Source organism: Streptomyces sp. NPDC031340, assembly GCF_055569945.1.
The window spans coordinates 23341-44548 of the sequence record NZ_JBVIIE010000066.1 but is presented as its reverse complement, the minus strand read 5'-3'; the positions used below and the strand labels follow the sequence as shown (position 1 = coordinate 44548).

The window sequence follows — 21208 nt, the reverse complement described above, 5'->3', positions numbered from 1 at the left end:
CGGAGGCGGCTCATGGCGGAGTCGCGGGACGACGAGCAGCTCGGTCTGCGCCTGGCGGCCGTGGCGGCGGCGGGGTTCGTGCTGATGGTTCCGCCGTTCCTGGCGCGGTTCGACCGGATGGGCCAGGTTCTCGGCGTCCCCGTTCTCGCGGCCTACCTGTTTCTCGTCTGGGCGGTCGTGATCGGTCTGGTCGCCGTGATCGGCGGCAGATCGGGGTAGGCCGTGCTCCAGACCTGGGTCATCGTCGCCGTGTCGGCCGGGTACCTCGGCCTGCTCTTCGCCGTGGCCTTCTACGGTGACCGGCGGGCGGACTCCGGCCGGAGCGTCATCAACAACGCCACGGTCTACGCGCTGTCGTTCGGCGTGTACGCCACCTCGTGGACCTACTACGGCAGCGTGGGCTGGGCCGCCAGGGCCGGAGTCGGCTTCCTGCCGATCTACCTGGGGCCGACGCTCATGCTCGCGCTGGGCTGGCTGGTGCTGCGCAGGATCATCCGGATCAGCCACCGGCACCGGGTCACCTCGCTGGCCGACTTCGTGTCCGCCCGTTACGGCAAGAGCACCGCGCTGGGCTGCCTGGTGACGATCATCGCCGTGGTCGGGGTCGTTCCCTACATCTCGCTGCAGCTCAAGGCGGTCTCCGTCACCTTCGCGGTCGTCCGGCGGCATCCCGAGGTCACCCCCGCCCCGGAAGTGAGCCACATCCCGCTGCTCCAGGACACGGGGCTGTACGCGGCGCTGGTGCTCGCCGCGTTCACCATGGTCTTCGGCACCCGTCATCTGGACGCGACGGAACGGCACGAGGGGATGGTCGCCGCCATCGCCTTCGAATCCGTGGTCAAGCTCCTGGCGTTCCTGTCGGCCGGGTTCTTCGTGGTCTTCTGGATGTTCGGGGGGCCGCACGACCTGTTCTCCCGGGCCTCGGACGCCGGCTTCACCAGGCTGTTCACACTGCGGGACCACACCGGCTACGGCGCGTGGGTGTGGCTCATGGTGCTGTCCATGCTGGCGATCGTGCTGCTGCCCCGGCAGTGGCAGATCAGCGTGGTCGAGAACGTCGACGACAGACACCTCAAACGGGCCATCTGGCTGTTCCCGCTGTACCTGCTCGTGATCAGCGTCTTCGTGCTCCCGATCGCGGCCGGCGGGCTGCTGCGGTTCGGCAAGGCCGTCGACGCCGACACCTATGTGCTGACCCTGCCGATGGCCGGGGGCCAGGACGCGCTCGCACTGTTGGTCTTCATCGGCGGCCTCAGCGCGGCCACCAGCATGGTCATCGTCGAGACCATCGCGCTCAGCACCATGGTGTCGAACTCCCTCGTCATGCCGCTGCTGCTGCGCACCAGGTCCCGGCTGGCGCACCGGGACAACCTCGCCGGGCTGGTGCTGGGCATCCGCCGGGCGAGCATCGTACTGATCCTGCTGCTCGGGTACGCGTACCTGCGGCTGGCCGGCGAGGCGACGGCGCTGGTGTCGATCGGCCTGGTGTCGTTCGCGGCCGTGGCGCAGTTCGCGCCCGCCGTCCTGGGCGGCCTGTTCTGGAAGGGCGGTACCCGCCGGGGCGTGCTGACCGGCCTGGTGGCCGGGTTCACCGTGTGGTTGTACACCCTGGTGCTGCCGACGTTCGCCGATGCCGGGCTGCTGTCCGCTTCGCTCCTGCGGGAGGGCCCGTTCGGCATCGGGCTGCTCCGGCCCCAGCATCTCCTGGGCGTGGCGGGGATGGACCCGATCAGCCACGCGATGTTCTGGAGCGTCCTGCTGAACTTCGGCGGGTACGTCGCGGTCTCCCTGGCGGACCGGCCGGACGCCGCCGAGCGGGCGCAGGCGGAGCAGTTCGTCGAGATCCGCGAAGAGCCGGTCAGGGAGCGGCACTGGAAGGTCCGGGCCACGGTCGGCGAACTGCAGACCCTGCTGGAGCGCTTCCTCGGGCCGGAGGGCGCCCGGCGGGCGCTGTGCTCCTACCCCGGCAGGAGACCCGACTCGCCGGCCGCCGAAGCGCCGCCGGAGCTGGTCCATCACGCGGAGGCCCAGCTCGCCGGCTCGGTGGGCGCCGCGTCCGCGCGGCTCGCGGTCGCCACGGTGGCCGGAGAGGAGGAGCTCGGCACCGATGTGGTGATGGAGATGATCGGCGAGGCGTCGAAGCGGGTCGAGCTGGTCCGGTGGCGGTTGAAGCTGCTGTACGACGCGACCGGCGGCATCGGCACCACCCTCGACGTGACCCGTACGGCCGAAGAGCTGACGCGGGTCGCGGTTCCACGCTTCGCCGACTACGTCACCGTCGACCTCGCCGAGTCCGTGCTGAGCGAAGAGGAACCGGGGATGAACGGCATGGGCACCGGCAGCAGGCGACTGCGGCGCGTGGCCTTCAGCGGCATCCGCGACGACGCTCCCCTGTTCGCCGTCGGCGACGAGATGACTTTCGCACCGTCCTCGCCGCAGGCCCGCGCCGTCGAGAGCGGCCTGGCGACCCTGGTGCCGCGGCTCCGTGATTACACGGAATGGCAGGAGGTGGAACTGGATCCCGCGCGCGGCTCCCGCGTCATGGACTACGGAATCCATTCGCTCATCACGGCGCCGCTGTCCGCCCGCGGCGTCCTGCTGGGCGTGGTCCACTTCTGGCGCTCCGAGAAACCCGAGCCCTTCGACCAGGACGATCTCTCCCTCGCGGCCGAACTGGCCTCCCGGGCCGCCGTCTCCCTCGACAACGCACGCCGCTACACCCGCGAGCACGGCCTGGCCGTGGCGCTGCAGCGCAGGCTGCTGCCCCGCGCGCTGCCCGAGCAGAACGCCGTCGAGGTCGCTTCCCGCTACCTTCCCGCGCAGGCGGTCGGCGGCGACTGGTTCGACGTCATCCCGCTGCCGGGCGCCAGGGTGGCGCTGGTGATGGGCGACGTCGTCGGGCACGGGCTGCACGCCGCGGCCAGCATGGGGCAGCTGCGCACCGCCGTGCACAACTTCTCCACCCCCCTGGACCTGTCGCCCGACGAGCTCCTCAGCCACCTCGACGAGCTGGTCACCCTCATCGACCAGGACGCGATCGCGGCCGGCGACCGGACCACCCTGACCGGCGCCACCTGCCTGTACGCGGTCTACGACTCCGTGTCCGGCGACTGCGCCATCGCCAGCGCCGGCCACCCGGCGCCGGCGCTCGTACGGCCCGACGGGACGGTGGAGTTCCTGGACGTGCCGCCCTGCCTTCCGCTCGGCATCGGCGGACTGCCCTTCGAGTGCGCCGAGCTGCGTCTGCCCGAGGGCAGCAGGCTCGTCCTGTTCACCGACGGCCTCGTCGAGCACCGCGACCTGGACGTCGACGCCGGGCTGCGGCTGCTCCGCGAGACGCTGGCGCGCGCCGACCGGTCGCCCGAGCAGACCTGCGACGCCGTGCTCGCCGTCCTGCTCCCGGAGTTCCAGAGCGACGACATCGCACTGCTCGTCGCCCGTACGCGGGTGCTGGGCCCCGGGCAGGTCGCCGAGTGGGACGTGGAGCGCGCCCCCGCCGACGTCCGCCGGGTACGCGCCGCCGTCTCCGCCCGGCTCACGGAGTGGGAACTGGAGGACCTCGTGGACACCACTGAGCTGATCTGCAGCGAACTGATCACCAACGCCATCCGCCACGCCACCGGGCCCATCACGATGCGGTTGATCCGCGACCGTGCGCTCACCTGCGAGGTCTCCGACCAGAGCAGCACCTCGCCGCATCTGCGCTACGCGGCCAGCACGGACGAGGGCGGACGAGGCCTCTTCCTGGTGGCCCAGTTCGCCGAGCGCTGGGGCACCCGCTACACCAAGGACGGCAAGGTCATCTGGGCCGAGCAGGCGGCACCGGGGACGCCCGGCGAACCGACTCGGCCGCTTGGTGGTTGACCACCCAGAAACGATAGAAAGGGAATATGAGCAGAGTTCCGGAATTTTCCGGGCAGAACAGGCGGAACGGGAAGCGGGCGGGCGCGCGGCGGCCGGGGTCGCTGCTGAGCGTGCGCAGTCTCGCCGGCCAGGTCTTCCTGCTCCAGCTGGCGGTCGTGATCCTGCTCGTCGCCGCCGCCCTGGTGGCGCTCGTGGTGCAGGCCCGACGCGACGTCATGGAGGACGCCCGCCAGCGGACGCTCACCGTCGCGCAGACGTTCGCGAACTCCCCCGGCATGGCGGATGCGCTGAAGAGCGGGCACCCGACCGCGAAGCTGCAGCCGCGGGTCGAGGCGACCCGGAATGCCTCGGACGTCGACGCCGTCATCGTGTACGGGCTGAACGGGATCACCCTCGCCCACAGCGACCCGCGCCAGATCGGGAAACGCGTCATCGGGCCCTACGCCCGGGCGGCGACCGGCAAGCCGTTCACGAGTACGTTCAGGGGCGCACTGGGACTGTCCGTTATCTCGGCGGTTCCGGTCAGGGGGCCTGACGGCTCGGTCATCGCCATCGTCTCCGTGCCCGTCACGGTCGAGACGGTGCAGCACAGGGTGGACCGGCAGCTGCCGGTCATCCTCGGCGGCGCCGCCGCGGCCCTGACCCTCGCCGCGAGCGGGTCGGGCCTGATCAGCCGGCGGCTGCGGCGGCAGACCCATGGGCTGGGCCCGACGGAGATGACCCGGATGTACGAGCACCACGACGCGGTGCTGCACTCGGTACGGGAAGGAGTGCTGATCGTCGGCGGTGACGGCCGGCTGCTGCTGGCCAACGACGAGGCACGACGCCTGCTGGACCTGCCGGCGGACGCGGAGCGGCGACGCGTCACCGATCTGGGACTGGAGGAGGACCTCGCCGGGCTGCTGGCCTCCGACCGCCCCGCCACCGACGAGGTGTACCTGGCGGCGGACCGGCTGCTCGCCGTCAACAAGCGGCTCACCGCACCGCACGGACCGGCCGGCAGCGTGGTGACGCTCCGGGACACCACCGAGCTGCGGGCCCTCTCCGGCCGGGCGGAAGTGGCACGCGAACGGCTGCAGTCGCTGTACGACGCCGGGATGCGGATCGGCACCACGCTCGACGTGCAGCGCACGGCCGAGGAACTGGCCGAGGTGGCGGGGACCCGGTTCGCCGACATCGTCACCGTGGATCTCCTGGACCCGGTCCTGTGCGGCGAGGAGGCCTCCGCCACCACCGCCGGGATCACGGAGCTGCGGCGCACCGCCGTCTACGGCACCGACGCAGACCATCCCCTGTACCCCGTCCACGCCCTGATCCGGTTCGTCCCGGCCCACCCCTTCTCCACGGCGCTGGCCGAGGGCCGGCCGGTCATGATCAGGGACCTGAGCGCCTCCCACGGCTGGCAGGTCCAGCAACCCGAACGTGCCGAGCGGATCCTCGATCAGGGCATCCACTCCCTGCTCGTGGTTCCCCTGCGAGCCCGCGGCGTGGTGCTGGGAGTGGTCAACTTCTGGCGCGCGAAGGGCTCCCCGCCGTTCGAGGACGAGGACGTGCTCTTCGCCGAGGAGCTGGCCGCGCGGGCGGCGGTGTGCGTCGACAACGCCCGCCGCTACACCCGCGAACACGCCATGGCCGTCACCCTGCAGCACAGCCTGCTGCCGCGCGCGCTGCCCGAGCTGTCCGCCCTCGACGTGGCCTACCGCTACCTGCCGGCCGAGGCCGGGGTGGGCGGGGACTGGTTCGACGTCATCCCGCTGTCCGGCACCCGGGTGGCACTGGTCGTCGGCGATGTCGTCGGCCACGGTCTGCACGCCGCGGCGACCATGGGCCGGCTGCGCACCGCCGTGCACAACTTCGCCGGCCTCGACATGCCCGTGGAGGAGCTGCTGGGCCGAATGGACGAACTGGTGGCGCAGATCGACTCCGAGGAGGCGGGCGGCGCGGCCGACGGGCCGGCGATGATCACCGGTGCGACCTGCCAGTACGCGGTCTACGATCCGGTCACCGGGCGGCTGGTCCTGGCGACCGCGGGCCATCCGGGACCGGCGGTGGTGCGGCCCGACGGGACCGTCGGCTTCCCCGAGCTGCCCGTCTCCCCGCCCCTGGGACTCGGCGCCGGCCTGCCCGTCGAGACCGCCGAGCTCACCGTGCCCGAGGGCGCCCGGCTGGTGCTCTACACCGACGGGCTGATCGAGGACCGCACCCGGGACCTGGACGCCGGTCTGGAGGCCCTGCGCGATGCTCTGGCAGGGCCCGACCGCACGCCGGAGGCCACCTGCGCGGCGGTGGTGGAGGCGATGCTGTCCGAGCACCCCAGGGACGATGTCGCGCTGCTGGTGGCCCGCACCGGCCGGCTCGGCCCGGAGGAGGTCGCCGAGTGGGACGTGCCCCGCGACCCGGCGGCGGTGGCCCCGGTACGCGCCGCCTGCGTCCGCCGGCTCACGGAGTGGGGGCTGGAGCAGGTCGCCTTCACCGCCGAACTCATCCTCAGCGAGCTGATCACCAACGCCGTCCGCCACTCCACCGGGCCCATCACCGTACGGCTGCTGCGCAGGATGCCGAAACACGACTCCGCCGCGGGCACCCTGATCATCGAGGTGTCGGACGGCAGCAGCACCTCGCCGCGGCTGCGCCGGGCGAAGGTCACCGACGAAGGCGGCCGCGGGCTCTTCCTGGTCGCCCGCTTCGCCGAACGCTGGGGGACCCGCTACACGCCCACCGGCAAGGTCATCTGGGCCGAGCAGCCCCTGCACCACGCCGCCGCGCCGGAGGGGGAGGACCTCGGCGAGCTCCTGCTGGGCGAATGGGACGACACGGCCGGATGACAAGAGCCCGCACAGGCGTACGCAAGCCGCTTCGGCCGGGGAAACACCCTGATCGCGGGCTTCCCGAGGGGCATTCCGCCGTCGAGGCGGCCGGGTACCCTGGCAACGAGGAGCGCTTCGCCGGGCACAGCGGGCCCGAGGGACCGGGAGGCGCAAGCGGAAGGTTCGCCACTCCGGAGCCGGAGGCGCGGTCCGCGGCCGGCCGGGGTGACCACGTTCCCTCATGCCCGGGAGCCATTGTGACCACAGCGTGCGCCCGAGGAGCCGCGGTCTTCGCCTGCTCCGCTCTCGTGGCAATGGGCCTGAGCGCCTGCGAGAACACACCGGCCGCCCGACCCGCGAAGCCGTCCGTGGCCACGTCCGCCGAGAACATGGGCGGCATGCCCGCGCTGATCTCCGCGGCGAAACGGGAGGGCACCCTCAGAGCGATCGCGCTGCCGCGCGACTGGGCCAACTACGGCGCTCTGTTCGACGGCTTCCAGAAGAAGTACGGGATCAAGGTCACGGTCGAGGATCCGCTGGGCCACAGCGAGGACGAGCTCGACGCCCTGCGGAAGAGGGGGAACCGGCCGACGGCACCCGACGTGATCGACGTGGGCGACACGTTCGCGCGGAAGGCCGCGGCGCAGCATCTGCTCGCGCCGTACAAGGTGGCCGCGTACGACTCGATCCCCCGCAATCAGAAGGACGCGAAGGCCCGCTGGTACAACAACTACGGGGGCTACATCTCCATCGGCTGCAACGCCGACCGGATCAGGCACTGTCCGGCGACCTTCGCCGATCCGCTGAAGCCGGGTTACAAGGGCAGGGTCGCGCTCGAAGGCGACCCGACCCGGTCGGCCACCGCCTTCGCGAGTGTCTACGCGGCCGCGCTGGCGAACAACGGGTCGTTCGGGAACATCCAGCCCGGTCTCGACTACTTCGCGGAACTCGCGAAGACCGGCCACTTCAACCCTCTCTACTCCAACTTGGCGACGGTCGAGAACGGCCGGACCTCCATCAGCATCAACTGGGACTACATCAACCTCCACTACGCCGACCGGCTCCGCGACAAGGGCGTGAACTGGCAGGTCGCGATCCCCTTCGACGGCAGCTTCGCCCAGTACTTCGCGATGGCGGTCAACAAGAACGCCCCGCACCCGGCGGCTGCCCGCCTGTGGCAGGAGTACCTGTTCAGCCCGGAGGGCCAGAACCTGCGGCTGCGTGCCTACGCCCGCCCGGTGCTCATGGACGCCATGAGGCGGGACGGCACTCTCGACAAGGCCGCCGCCGCACAACTGCCGACGGTCGAGGGAACGCCGCGGTTCCCGACAGACGCCCAGCTGGAGAAGGCCCGGGAGACGGTCAGCCAGGGCTGGGCGGCGGCCGTCTCCGGCTAGCGCCGGGACGCCCACCGCCGCCCACGCCGGCTTCCCGGTCTGTCAGGCCGCTCCCTCGCGGGCGGTACGGGCCGCCATGGCGAGGTCCAGGTCCGTGGTCTCCGGGGCGAGGAACTGGGAGACCAGACCGCCGGCGGCGAGCACCCCGGCCCCGACCAGCAGCACGAACTGCGCGCCGAAGCGCTCCAGGCCCATCGGCAACAGGAAGGTGCCGATGGCGGCGCCGACCCGGCTCATCGCGGTGGCGAAGCCGACGCCCGTGGTGCGCACCGCGGTGGGGAACACCTCCAGCGGGTAGACGGCGGTCAGCGCGCTGGAGGCGGCGTTCAGGAAGATGAAGAACAGGAAGCCGGCGACGACAACGGGCGTGGAGGACGGCCACGCGGCCACCAGCGCCAGGGCTCCGGCCGTGATCCAGAACGGCGGGATGAGCAGCTTGCGGCGCCCGATCCGGTCCACCACCAGGCAGCCCACGGTGACGCCCGCGACGGCGGTGAAGGAGTACACGAGCAGGGCCGCGACCGCGTTGTCGCCCATGTGCAGGGCGTCGAAGACCTGCGTCCAGAAGGTGCCGATCGCGAAGTACGGCAGGACCAGCGCGGCCCAGAAGACGCTCGCGAACACCGTGCTGCGCAGGTTCCTGCGGTTGAACAGGGCGCGGAAGCCGGCCTGCCGGTTCTGGGCCCGCTCCGCGAGTTCGGCGTCGACGTCGACCTCGATGCCGTACTTGGCGATGAGCGCCTCGGCCTCCTCCCTGCGGCCCCGGGACAGCAGCCAGCGCGCGGGCTCGGGGACGCCGCCGCGCAGCGACACGCAGACGACGGCGATCACGGCACTGCTGGCCAGGGACCAGCGCCAGCCGCCGTCGACGTTCGCGAACAGGGCCCCGACGACGGTGGCGAGCGCGTAGCCGACGTACCAGCTGATCTCCAGGCTGGCCAGCAGCCGGCCGCGGCCCTTGCGGAGCGCGTACTCGGACAGCAGCGGCGCGCCGATGGCGTACTCGCCGCCGATCGCCACGCCCATCAGCAGGCGCAGCAGAAACAACTGCGTGCCGTCCGTCACGAAGAACTGCAGGACCGAGCCGACCAGGAAGATCAGCATGTCGGCGAGGAACACCGGGCGCCGCCCGAACCGGTCGGCGAGCCGGCCGAAGAGCGGGCCGCCGACGAAGATGCCGATCAGCGGCGAGGCGCCGACCAGGCCCTGCATCAGCGTGGAGAGGTGGAGGTCGGCGGTGAGCGCGGCCATCGCCATGCCGATGCCGCCGATGATGTAGCCGTCGATGCCCTCGCCGATCTGGGTGGCGAGCTTCAGCTTGGTGTGCAGCCGCCTGCGCTCCTTCTGGGAGGCGGTGGCCGGGGACGGCTGCGGGCTGAGCGGCTGGTGCTCGGTCGCGGGCGTCATTGCCATGAGCGGTCCTTGTCTTGCCGGTGTCCGGGCGGCCGCCGGGACACCGTGCGTGCGCAGCGGGGGACGGGGGTGAGGGGGCAGGGAAGGAGGGAGGGGAGAGGGAAGGGGGAGGGGGGTGACGGCCGTAGGGGGCGGTCAGACGGCCGGCCAGTCGAGGGCGATGTACTGGGTCTCCAGGAACGCCTCGATGCCCTCACGCCCGCCCTCCCGGCCGATGCCGGACTGCTTGACCCCGCCGAAGGGGGCGGCCGGGTCGGACAGCAGGCCTCGGTTGAGGCCGAGCATGCCGGCCTCCAGCCGTTCGGCCAGGCGCAGCGCCCGGGCGACGTCGCGGGAGTAGACGTACGAAGCGAGGCCGTGGACCGTCGCGTTGGCGCGGGCCAGCATCTCGTCCTCGTCGGTGAAGGTGGTCAGGGGCGCGACGGGGCCGAAGACCTCCTCGTGGAGGATACGGGCGCCGTCGGGTACGCCGGTGAGGACCGTCGCCGGGTGGAAGTGGCCGGGGCCGTCGGGCACCGTGCCCTGGGCGGCGATGCGGGCGCCGCGGGCGAGCGCGTCGTCGACCAGGGAGCGGATCTTGTCGACGGCGGCCTGGTTGATCATCGGGCCGAGGGTGACGCCCTCCTCCAGTCCGGGTCCGGTGCGCACGGCGGCCATGGCGGCCCCGAACTTCTCGGTGAACTCGGCGGCCACGTCCTCGTGGACGTAGAACCGGTTGGCGGCGATGCAGACCTCCCCGCCGCCGCGCATCTTGGCGTCCATCGCGCCGCGTACGGCGGCGTCGACGTCGGCGTCCGCGCAGACGATGAAGGGGGCGTTGCCGCCCAGCTCCATGGTGACGTTGACGACGTTCGCCGCGCACTGCTTCAGCAGCTTGCGGCCGGTGCCGGTGGAGCCGGTGAAGGAGAACTTGCGGACGCGTTCGTCGCCGAGCCAGACGGAGACGACCTCGGGCGCGCGGTCGGTGGGCAGGACGTTCAGCAGGCCGTCGGGCAGCCCGGCCTCAATGAGCAGCGCGGCGACCGCGAGGGCGGTCAGCGGGGTCTCCGGGGCGGGCTTGAGCAGGACCGGGCAGCCGGCGGCGAGCGCGGGCGCGATCTTGCGGGTGGCCATGGCGGCCGGGAAGTTCCACGGGGTGACGAAGGCGGTGACGCCGACCGGGTGCTTGCGCACCACGTGCCGGAAGCCGCCTCCCGGCGCGTCACCGAACGAGGAGCCGACGCGGACGGCCTCCTCCGCGAACCAGCGGAAGAACTCGGCCGCGTAGCCGACCTCGGCGGCGGCGTCCCGGTAGGCCTTGCCGTTCTCCAGGACGATCAGCCGGGCGAGGGTGTCGGTGTGCTCGCGCATCAGCGTGAAGGCGCCGTGCAGGATCTCCGAGCGGCGGCGGGCGGGCGTGGCGCGCCACTCGTCCGCCGCGGCCTCGGCCGCCGCGATCGCGGCGAGGGCGTCGCCCGGACCGGCCGCCGACACCTCTCTCAGCAGCTCGCCGGTGGCCGGGTCGTACACGGGGTAGGTCCGCCCGTCCTCGGCGGCGCGCCAGGTGCCGCCGATGAGCACATCGCCTTCCGCGAGCGGCGCCTTGGCCAGGGTGTCGATGCCGGCGAGATTCATGAGCTGCTCTTTTCTCCGTTCCCGGACAGGGATCGCCCGGTCGGCGGTGAATTTACGAGCGCGACATGCGGCCGACAAGGCCCCGCCCCCGTATCGCAATGGGGGTTGCTGTCAGGGCAACCAGCCGGCCGAGCGAGGGGCACGGCGGCGGGCCGAGCGGGGGTACGACGGCGGAGCGGGCGCGGGTACGACGCCGAACCGAGCGCGGGGCATGACGCCGAACCGAGCGCGGGGCATGACGCCGAACCGAGCGCGGGTACGACGCCGGGCCGGTACGGCGGCGGGGCAGCGCCGGGCCGGGTCGCCGGTCGGGACCCCGCGGTCAGGTCAGCCGGGCCCGCCGTGGCGGGGTGCGCCGCGGTTCCCAGCCGAGCAGCGCGGAGACCCTGGCCGCGGCCGCGGCCGTGGTGCGTCCGGCCACGTCGAGGCGGTCCCCGAGCCGGGACTTGGGCGCCGAGATGTTGAGCGCGGCGACGACCCGCCCGCGGAAGTCGCGCACCGGCGCGGAGACGCCGACGAGTCCCTCCTCGAACTCCTCGCTGACCCGCCCGTACCCCCGCCGCGCGGCCTCCTGGATGAGCGCCCACAGCTCGGGCACGGCCAGGTCGCCGCTCGTGCCGAAGCGGACGTACAGCTCGTCCGGGGTGGCGTCGGCCAGCAGCACCCGCCCCGCCGAGGTCTGCCAGGCGGGCACGCCGCGCCCCTCCCAGCCGTGCACCCGGAAGGAGTGCCCGGACACCGACAGCAGGGTCAGCACCTCGCGGTCCCGGAGCACGCACAGGTGGCTGGTCTCCTCCAGGTCGGCCGACAGCCGGTGCATGACCGGCTCGGCCGTCCGCACCAGCCGGTTCTCCGAGGTGCGGGCGACCAGCGAGAACAGCCGCCAGCCCAGCCGGTACTCCAGCGTGTCGGGGTCGCGCTCGACGATGCCCTCGGCGGCCAGCGCCTTCAGCGCCCGCGACACCTGCGTCTTCTCCCGGCCCACCAGCTGCGCGAGGCGTACCACGCCCAGACCGCCGGCGTCCTGCGCCTCGTCGGAGGCGAGCGCCTCCAGCAGGTCGATGTCCCGGCGCAGGCCGTGCCCGCGCGGGGCGGCCGAGGGGTCGGGGGTGCGCGGAGGGATGTGCGTCACGTACGTCATCCTAGGCGCCCGCCTCGGACGGAACCGCAGGTCACCCTGCGAGTTGTCAGGAGAGCAACCGGCATTGCGATTCCCGTGAGCGCCTTGCGAGGGGGTGGTCGCGGTCCTAGATTCGCCGCATCGGGCCGGATGAACTGCACCGAATGCGAGGTTCGTACCCGCTGCCCCGACCCTTCCCTCCCCCCAGCCAAGGCCCCAGGAGTTCCTCTGATGCCCTCCCCCTTCGCCCCGGCCGCACTCATCGGCGAGTCCTTCGTCGGTGAGGGTGCGAACGCCGCGCACACGAACGTCGTGATCGGACGCAAGGGCGGCCCCGTGGAGACCGCGTGGGCGACCGCGCTGGCCACCCCGAGCGCCGGGCACGTGCCGTTCGTGACCGTCGTGCGCCCGTCGGTCCCGGTCAAGCCGCTGACGCTGTTCGTGTCCAAGGCCGCCGCCGAGGGCGAGTTGCACCAGCGCGCCACGTGGGGCTCGGCCCAGGCGGGGCTGGCGCAGGGCGTCGCGGACGCGGTCGAGGAGGGGCTGCTGCCCGCCGAGGACGCCGACGACCTGCTGATCATCGCCGCGGTGTGGGTGAACCCGGCGGTCGACGACCTGGACGTCTCGTTCCGCAACCAGCGCGCCGCCGCGTACGGCGCGGTGCGCGCCGCGGTGACCGAGACCCCCACCGTCGCGGAGGTGCAGGCCGCCGCGAAGGAGGGCCCGACCAACCCGTTCTACACCCCGAGCCCCGAGGTGCTCGCCCGATGAAGATCACCGACATCTCCCTGGACCGGCTGCGCCTCGAACTCGACCCGCCGTTCCGCGCCGCCTGGGACCCCGAGCCGCGCCGCCACTTCGACGCCACGATCGTCCGCGTCCACACCGACGAGGGCGTCACGGGCATCGGCTCCGGTGACCTGATGGACGGCTTCGACAGCTACCGGCACCTGTTCGTCGGCGAGGACCCGCTCGACATCACCCGGCACGTCAGGGCCATCGAGACCGCCAACTTCCACGGCGCCTACTACTGGCCCCTGGAGGCCGCGCTGTGGGACCTGATCGGCAAGGTGCACGGCCGCCCGGTGTCGGAGCTGTTCGGCAACGCGGCCCGCAAGCTGCCCGCCTATGCCTCCTCCGGCGAGCTGAAGTCCCCCGAGGAGCGGGTCGCCACGGCGCTGCACGTCCGCGAGGCGGGCTTCCGCGCGATGAAGATCCGCATCGACCGCAACCGCGTCGAGGAGGGCATCGCGGCGGTCCGGGCCGTCCGCGCTGAGCTGGGCCCGGACTTCGAGATCATGGTCGACCTCAACCAGTCCTGGCGGATGGCCGGCGACACGGCGAACGCCTCCGACCTCGCCAAGACCCGCAAGGTGATCGCACGCCTGGCCGAGCTGGACGTGTTCTGGGTCGAGGAACCGCTGCCCTACGCCGACATCGACGGCTTCAAGCGGCTGCGCGCCGAGAACCCGGGTGTGCGCATCGCGGCCGGCGAGATGCACCACTCCCCCACCGAGCTGCTGCGCTACCTGGAAGAGGACGCCCTCGACATCTACCAGATGGACGTCGTGCTCGCGATCGGCATGCACCGCGCCCGCACGCTTGCCGAGCTGGCTCACCTGAAGCACCGTCAGTTCACCCCGCACAGCTGGACCAACGGCATCGGCGTGCTCGCCAACCTGCACGTCGCGGCCGGTGTCGGAGGCGGACCGTTCTTCGAGTTCCCCTACGACCCGCCCGGCTGGACCCCCGAACGCCGCGACTTCATGCTCGCCGAACCGGTGCGGGTCGACGCCGACGGCTGCCTCGAAGTACCCGACAAGCCCGGCCTCGGCATCGAACTGGACGAGGACGCGATCGACCGCTGGAGGATCAAGTGACGTACTCCGTAGACGAGTTGCTGACGCGGTCGTACGACGACTGGCTGGCCGCGGCGGGCAAGCTCACCTTCGAGACGCGGCTGTTCATCGACGGCGCCTTCACCGACGCCACCTCCGGCGACCGCGTCCCCAGCGTCTCGCCGCGGGACGGCGCGGTGCTGGCCGAGGTGCAGGCGGCCGGCGAGGCGGACGTGGACCGGGCGGTGCGCTGCGCGCGGGCCGCCTTCGAGGACGGCCGCTGGCGCGACCTGGCGCCCAAGGAGCGCAAGCGCGTCCTGCTGCGCTGGGCGGAGCTGATCCTCCGCGACGCCGAGGAGCTGGCGCTGCTGGACACCCTGGAGATGGGCAAGCCCATCACCGAGTCGGTGCGCATCGACGTGGCCAAGGCGGCGGAGACGATCGCCTGGTACGCCGAGGCGATCGACAAGACGTACGACGAGGTGGCGCCGACCCCCGGCGACGCGCTGGCGCTGATCACCCGCGAGCCGCTGGGTGTCGTCGCCGCGGTGGTGCCGTGGAACTACGCGCTGCTGATCGCCAGTTGGAAGCTCGGCCCGGCCCTCGCGACGGGCAACAGCGTGGTGCTCAAGCCGGCCGAGCAGACGTCCCTGGCCGCCCTGCGGCTGGCCGCGCTCGCCACCGAGGCCGGGCTGCCGGACGGGGTGCTGAACGTCGTCCCCGGCCGGGGCGAGGTCGCCGGGCAGGCGCTCGGCCGGCACCCGGACGTCGACAAGATCGCCTTCACCGGCTCGGCGGAGGTGGCCCGGCTCTTCCAGGTCTACGCGGGCGAGTCCAACGGCAAGCAGGTCGCCGTCGAGGCCGGCGGCAAGTCGCCGCAGCTCGTGATGGAGGACGCCGACATCGAGGCCGCCGCGTCCGCCGTGGCCTGGGGCATCTTCTACAACGCCGGGCAGACCTGCAACGCCGGATCGCGGGTCGTCGTGCACGCCTCGGTCAAGGACGAACTCCTCGCCGCCGTGCGGCGGATCACCGCCGACACCTTCCGGATCGGCGACCCGCTCGACCCGGCCACCGTCATGGGCCCGATCGTCGACGAGACCCAACTCGGCAAGATCCTCGGCTACATCGAGCGCGGCCGGCAGGACGGGGCGACCGTGCTGCTCGGCGGAGAGCGCACCCGCGTCGAGTCGGGCGGCTGCTTCGTCGAGCCGACGATCCTGGACGGCGTCGAGAACACCTCGGCGGTCGGACAGGAGGAGATCTTCGGTCCGGTGCTCGCCGTGGTGTCGTACGACGGCGACGTCGACGAGGGCGTACGGCTCGCGAACGAGAGCGACTTCGGGCTGGTCGCCTCCGTCTGGACCCGTGACGTCACCGTGGCGCACCGCACGGCGAAGCGGCTGCGGGCCGGCACCGTGTGGATCAACACCTTCGACGCGAGTGACGTCATCACCCCGTTCGGCGGCTTCAAGGCGACCGGCGCGGGACGGGACAAGTCGCTGCACGCGCTGGACGCCTACACGGCGCTCAAGACCACCTGGATCAACCTGGCCTGAACGGCCCCACGTTCCACCCCCTTCACTTGCAAGACCTCTACAGAGCCGTAGCGAGGACACAATGAGGATCGGTTTCATCGGCCTGGGCAACATGGGACGCCACATGGCCCGCCACCTGATCCACGCGGGACACCAGGTCACCGTGCACGACAACCGGCCCGAGGCGGCCGCCGAGCACCTGGCGCTCGGCGCCCTTTGGGCCGAGACCCCCGCGGTCTGCGCCGACGGCGCCGAACTGCTGATCACCATGCTGCCCAACCCGCGCATCGTCGAGGACGTACTGCTGCGCGGCGGGGCCGCCGAGGCCCTGCCCGAGGGCGCCCTCTGGATCGACATGTCGACCTCCACCCCGGCCGCCGCCGAGCGGGTCGCCGCCGAGGTGCTGGACCGGCGCGGCGTGCGCCGGCTGGACGCTCCGGTGAGCGGGATGGCGCGCGGCGCCGAGGCCGGGGCGCTGCAGATCTTCGTCGGCGGGGCCGTGGAGGACTTCCGCGGGGCGCTGCCCGCCCTGGAGGCCATGGGCGACCCGGAGCGGATCCTGCACGTCGGGCCGCTCGGCGCCGGGTACACCGTCAAGCTGATGATCAACCTGCTGTGGTTCAGCCACCTCGTCGCCACCTCCGAGGTGCTGGCGATGGGCGTCAAGGCGGGCGTCGACCTCGGCGTGCTGCGCAACGCGCTGCTCGCCAGCCCGGCCGCCTCCAACTTCCTCGAGAACGACGTCCTGTGCGTGCTCACCGACGGCGACTACGACGACTCGTTCGCGATGGCCCTCGCCTGCAAGGACCTGGGGCTCGCCGTCGACCTCGGCCGCGACATCGGCGTGTCCACGGAGCTGTCCGCGCTGGTGGAGCAGATCTACCGGCGCGCCAAGGCCCAGTACGGCGACCTGGCGGGCGAGATGAGCCCGGTCCGCCTCTACGAGACCCTCGCCGGGCGGGAGTTCCGCCTTCCCGACCCGACGGCCGCGCCGGCCGGCGCCGGGGTCGGGGCCTGACGGCCCGCCGTACCCGCCTCCCGCCCCGCAGAAGTCAGGAGCCGCACCCATGACCTTCCCCGACGGCCTCGCGCCGCTCAGCATCGAACCGACCTGCCGCATCGAGTTCGGCCCCGGCCGCGTCGACCGCCTCCCGGAGCTGGTCGCCTCGACGGGCCACACCCGCGCCTTCGTCGTCACCGACCGCGGCCTGCGCGCGGCGGGTGTCGTCGAACGCGTCCTCAAGCTGCTCGACGCGGACGGCATCGAGTACGCCGTCTACGACGAGGTGGCCCCCAACCCCTCCACGGGCAACGTCGACGCGGGCGCCGCACGGGCCCGTGCCTTCGGGCCCTCCGCGGTCGTCGCCCTCGGCGGCGGCTCGGTGCTCGACGCGGCCAAGGGCATCGCCCTGCTGGTCGGCAATCCGGACGCGGTGGCCGCCGACGCCGACAATCTGTGGGAGGCCGCCGACGGACTGCCGCTGGTGGCGATCCCGACCACCGCCGGCACGGGCGCCGAGACCAACGGCTTCGGCGTCATCGAGGACACCGCCGCCTGCCGCAAGGTCTACATCGGGCACCCGTCCGTCAAGCCCCAAGTGGCCCTGCTCGACCCCGAGCTCACCGTGGGCCTGCCCGCGCCGGCCACCGCGGCCACCGGCATCGACGCCCTGGTCCACGGCATCGAGTCGCTGGCCTCGCGCGGCGCCAGTCCGGTCTCCGTCGCCTATGCCACGCAGGCCGTGACGATGGTGAGCGCGGCGCTGCCGGCCGCGTACCGGGACGGTTCGGACCTCGACGCCCGCGCCGCGCTGCTGATGGGCGCCCACCTCGCGGGCCAGGCGCTCACCCTGTCCGGTCTCGGCCTGGTCCACGGCATCGGGCACTCGCTCACCGCCCACACCGGCACCCCGCACGGCGTCGCGCTCGCCGCCGTACTGGAGGAGGTCATGGAGTTCAGCGCCCCGGCGGCACGAGACGCGTACGAGCAGGCGGCCCGCGCCATGCGGATCGCGCCGCCGGCCGACGGCGACTGGGCGCGGGCCGCGGTGGAGGGCGTGCGGGAGATCTCCGGCGCCGTGGAGGTGAAGCGGCCGCTGCGGGACCTCGGCGCCGACCGCGCGATGCTGCGGTCCATCGCGGCGGGGGCGGTCGCGGACGCGGTGACGAAGAACGCTCCGCGGCTGCCGAGCGAGCCGGAAGTGCTGGAGATCCTGCAGCGGACGTACTGACCGGCTCCGCCGAAGGCTGTCGAAGACGCGACGGTGAGGCCGCCCCCTGGAGGGGGCGGCCTCACCGCCGTTCCCGTGTGTTCGCCCACTGTCTCCTCTGTCGTATCCCTTTACCTGGCTGTCATGCACCTGTAGCTTCCGCTGATGCAAGAACTTGCAGCAAGTTGCTGACTGATGTTGCAGCAGCTCCCCACCCGCTGCCCGGGAGACGCCATGAGATTCAGGTCGACAGCCCCTCCGAGTGCCGGACCACGACCCCACCGACTACGGCGCGCGTTCCGACCAAGGCGCGTGCTCGCCGCGGCCGTCGCGGCCGCCGGGGTGACCGGACTGATCACGGGACCGGCGCAGTCCCAGCCCGTCCCGATGCGGCCGACGGCCGCCACCTCCAACACGACGACCGTCTTCTACTACACGAAGACGAAGAACTGGCCGTCCACCTACCTGCACTGGGCCCCCGACGGCGGATCCTGGACCACCGTCCCCGGTACGCAGATGGAGGCCGCCTGCACGGACTGGGTGAAGAAGACCGTCGACCTCGGCTCGGCCACCGGCCTGCAGGCCACCTTCAACAACGGCAGCGGCACCTGGGACAACAACGGCGGCGGCAACTACGCTCTCGGCACCGGAACCGTCACCGTCAAGGACGGAGTGGTCGCCCACAGCGACCCGTGCGCGGACACCGGCACGGGCTCCGGCAACCAGGCGACCGTCTACTACTCGACGGCCACCACCGGCTGGACCACCGCCAACATCCACTACGCCCCGGCCGGCGGCTCCTGGACCACCGTCCCCGGAGTCGGCATGGAGCCCGCCTGCACCGGTTGGTGGAAGAAGACCCTCGACCTCGGCACCGCCACCTCGCTCAAGGCGGCGTTCAACAACGGCAACGGCGTCTGGGACAACAACAACAGCGCCGACTACGCCATCGCCACGGGCACCTCCACCGTGAAGGACCAGAAGGTCACCGCAGGCGCGAAGGACCCCTGCGCGGCGGCGGACCCGGACACCCAGGCCCCGACGGCGCCCGCCAAGGTCACCGCCACCGCCACCGGCACCTCCGTCGTGGTGAGCTGGGACGCGGCCACCGACGACACGGGCGTGGTGAAGTACCAGGTCACGCGGACCGGCGGGACCAAGGGCACGACCGTCACGGACGTCACCTCGACGGTCCTGTCCGACACCGGGCTCGAGGAGAAGACCGCCTACACCTACACCGTGAAGGCGCTCGACGCGGCCGGGAACACCTCGCCCGCCTCGGCTGCGGCCACCGCGACGACCGGGGAGAAGGCGCCGGAGCCCGCCGGCGGCACCCCGCTGGGCACCGACCCGCGCAAGGACCCCATCTACTTCGTCCTCACCGCCCGCTTCTACGACGGTGACAGCTCCAACAACCGGGGCGGCAGCCAGGACGTGAAGTCCGGCAACGCGGCGAACAACGACCCCATGTTCCGCGGCGACTTCAAGGGACTGGTCGAGAAGCTCGACTACATCAAGGCGCTCGGCTTCTCCGCGGTCTGGATCACCCCCGTGGTCCTCAACCGCTCGGACTACGACTACCACGGCTACCACGGCTACGACTTCTACAAGGTCGACCCACGCCTGGAGTCGGCCGGCGCCTCCTACCAGGACCTGATCAACGCCGCCCACGCCAAGGGCATGAAGATCTACCAGGACGTGGTCTACAACCACAGCTCCCGCTGGGGCGCCAAGGGTTTGTTCACGCCGACCGTGTACGGCGTCCGCGACAGCCAGTGGAGCTGGTACTACGACGAGAAGAACGACGGCTTCGAGTACGACGGCCTGACCGTCGAGCCCAAGTCCGGCAAGTCGTACTACAACGGCGACCTGTGGTCCACCGCCGAGCCCTCCGGCAACACCTGCGTCAACTGGGGCAAGCCCACCGGCGGCAAGAGCGCCGAGGGCTACACCATCTACAACTGCCAGTGGCCCAGCCCCACTTCGGGCATGTTCCCGAAGCAGTACTACCACCAGTGCTGGATCGGCAACTGGGAGGGCGAGGACTCGCGCTCCTGCTGGCTGCACGAGGACCTCGCCGACTTCAACACCGAGTCGACGCCCGTGCAGAACTACCTCATCGGCGCCTACGACAAGTACATCGACATGGGCGTCGACGGCTTCCGCGTGGACACGGCCGTGCACATCCCGCGGGTCACCTGGAACCGCCGTTTCCTGCCCGCCATCCAGGAACGGGTCACCCAGAAGTTCGGGGCCGACAAGGCGGCGAACTTCTTCGTCTTCGGCGAGGTCGGGGCCTTCGTCAACGACAAGTGGAACCGCGGGTCGGTGAACCACTCCGCCCAGTTCTTCACCTGGAAGGAACGCAAAGAGTACACCGCCGACGACACCCAGGCCGCCCTGGACCAGTACAACTACGAGGAACAGCTCGGCACCGGCAACCAGCCCACCTCCACCAACGCCTTCCTGAACGGCAACAGCTACCACACGCCGGACCACAGCCAGTTCTCCGGCATGAACATCATCGACATGCGCATGCACATGAACTTCGGTGACGCGCAGAACGCCTACAGCAACGGCAAGGACTCCGACGACAGCGTCAACGACGCCACCTACAACGTCGTCTACGTCGACAGCCACGACTACGGCCCGAACAAGTCGAGCACCCGCTACAGCGGCGGCACCGACGCCTGGGCCGAGAACATGTCCCTGATGTGGACCTTCCGCGGCATCCCGACGCTGTACTACGGCTCGGAGATCGAGTTCCAGAAGGGCAAGCAGATCGACTGCGGTCCCACCTGCCCGCTCGCCTCCACCGGACGCGCCTACTACGGCGACCACCTGGCCGGCACCGTCACCGCCCCGGACTTCGGCAAGGTCGGCTCCGCCACCGGCGAGGTCGCCACCACCCTGGCCCAGCCCCTGGTCAAGCACCTCCAGCGGCTCAACCAGATCCGCCGGGCCGTCCCCGCCCTGCAGATGGGCCAGTACTCCACCGACGGCATCTCCGGGGGCATGGCGTTCAAGCGCCGCTACACCAGCGGCTCCACGGACAGCTTCGCCCTGGTCACGGTCACCGGCGGCGCCACCTACACCGGCATCCCGAACGGCACCTACACCGACGCCGTCACCGGGGACGTGAAGACCGTCTCCGGCGGCACCCTGTCCGTCGCGGCGCCGGGCAAGGGCAACCTCCGGGTGTACGTGCTGAACGGCCCCGGCAAGATCGGCAGCGACGGCCCGTACCTGAAGTGACGGCTCCTGCCTGAAGTGACCGCTCCTGCCTGAAGTGAGGTGCGGAGCGGGGGGGGGGGGGGGGGGGGGGGGGGGGGGGGGGGGGGGGGGGGGTGGGGGGGGGGGGGGGAGCAAACTGAAACCCCCAAAAGAACGCACAAAACGAGGCGAAG

At 71.8% G+C, this 21208-nt stretch carries 13 protein-coding genes; 10 read left to right on the top strand and 3 right to left on the bottom strand.

The window, feature by feature from the left end; all coding sequences use genetic code 11:
* Nucleotides 1-12 precede the first annotated feature (12 nt).
* The 4 genes from ACZ5GT_RS35000 to ACZ5GT_RS34985 all read left to right on the top strand — a co-directional run bounded on the left by ACZ5GT_RS35000 (nt 13) and on the right by ACZ5GT_RS34985 (nt 8068).
* A complete protein-coding gene (locus ACZ5GT_RS35000; RefSeq protein ID WP_469034518.1) occupies nt 13-219 on the top strand; it encodes a hypothetical protein in 207 nt (68 codons plus the stop codon).
* A 3-nt stretch (nt 220-222) separates the two neighbouring features.
* Nucleotides 223-3864 (top strand): SpoIIE family protein phosphatase, encoded by a 3642-nt coding sequence (locus ACZ5GT_RS34995; protein ID WP_469034515.1) that lies wholly within the window; start codon nt 223-225, stop codon nt 3862-3864.
* Between the two features lie 26 nt (nt 3865-3890).
* Nucleotides 3891-6689 carry a SpoIIE family protein phosphatase gene (locus ACZ5GT_RS34990; RefSeq protein WP_469034514.1) on the top strand — a complete coding sequence of 933 codons (2799 nt, stop codon included), beginning with the start codon at nt 3891-3893 and terminating at the stop codon, nt 6687-6689.
* 296 nt (nt 6690-6985) lie between these two features.
* Complete coding sequence (locus ACZ5GT_RS34985) at nt 6986-8068, top strand: ABC transporter substrate-binding protein (protein ID WP_469034537.1); 1083 nt, start codon at nt 6986-6988, stop codon at nt 8066-8068.
* A gap of 42 nt (nt 8069-8110) precedes the next feature.
* Here ACZ5GT_RS34985 and ACZ5GT_RS34980 read toward each other — a convergent pair whose 3' ends face one another.
* The 3 genes from ACZ5GT_RS34980 to ACZ5GT_RS34970 form a co-directional block, all read right to left on the bottom strand.
* Nucleotides 8111-9481 (bottom strand): MFS transporter, encoded by a 1371-nt coding sequence (locus ACZ5GT_RS34980; RefSeq protein ID WP_469034511.1) that lies wholly within the window; start codon nt 9479-9481, stop codon nt 8111-8113.
* A 135-nt stretch (nt 9482-9616) separates the two neighbouring features.
* Nucleotides 9617-11095 (bottom strand): NAD-dependent succinate-semialdehyde dehydrogenase, encoded by a 1479-nt coding sequence (locus ACZ5GT_RS34975; protein ID WP_469034509.1) that lies wholly within the window; start codon nt 11093-11095, stop codon nt 9617-9619.
* Nucleotides 11096-11417: 322 nt separating this feature from the next.
* Nucleotides 11418-12227 carry an IclR family transcriptional regulator gene (locus ACZ5GT_RS34970; RefSeq protein ID WP_469034507.1) on the bottom strand — a complete coding sequence of 270 codons (810 nt, stop codon included), beginning with the start codon at nt 12225-12227 and terminating at the stop codon, nt 11418-11420.
* A gap of 219 nt (nt 12228-12446) precedes the next feature.
* Here ACZ5GT_RS34970 and fae point away from each other — a divergent pair, with 219 nt between their 5' ends.
* The 6 genes from fae to ACZ5GT_RS34940 all read left to right on the top strand — a co-directional run bounded on the left by fae (nt 12447) and on the right by ACZ5GT_RS34940 (nt 21056).
* Complete coding sequence (gene fae, locus ACZ5GT_RS34965) at nt 12447-12986, top strand: formaldehyde-activating enzyme (protein ID WP_469034505.1); 540 nt, start codon at nt 12447-12449, stop codon at nt 12984-12986.
* Complete coding sequence (locus tag ACZ5GT_RS34960; protein WP_469034502.1) at nt 12983-14095, top strand: mandelate racemase/muconate lactonizing enzyme family protein; 1113 nt, start codon at nt 12983-12985, stop codon at nt 14093-14095. The genes fae and ACZ5GT_RS34960 overlap by 4 nt, the downstream gene beginning before the upstream one ends.
* Nucleotides 14092-15612, top strand: a complete 1521-nt coding sequence (locus ACZ5GT_RS34955) for an aldehyde dehydrogenase (RefSeq protein WP_469034499.1) — start codon at nt 14092-14094, stop codon at nt 15610-15612. Before ACZ5GT_RS34960 ends, ACZ5GT_RS34955 begins: the two co-directional genes overlap by 4 nt.
* 61 nt (nt 15613-15673) lie before the next feature.
* A complete protein-coding gene (locus tag ACZ5GT_RS34950; protein WP_469034497.1) occupies nt 15674-16609 on the top strand; it encodes an NAD(P)-dependent oxidoreductase in 936 nt (311 codons plus the stop codon).
* A gap of 49 nt (nt 16610-16658) precedes the next feature.
* Entirely contained in the window at nt 16659-17822 is a 1164-nt protein-coding gene (locus ACZ5GT_RS34945; RefSeq protein ID WP_469034495.1) for an iron-containing alcohol dehydrogenase family protein, read from the top strand.
* A 366-nt stretch (nt 17823-18188) separates the two neighbouring features.
* Nucleotides 18189-21056, top strand: a complete 2868-nt coding sequence (locus ACZ5GT_RS34940; RefSeq protein ID WP_469034535.1) for a carbohydrate binding domain-containing protein — start codon at nt 18189-18191, stop codon at nt 21054-21056.
* Nucleotides 21057-21208: the final 152 nt, after the last annotated feature.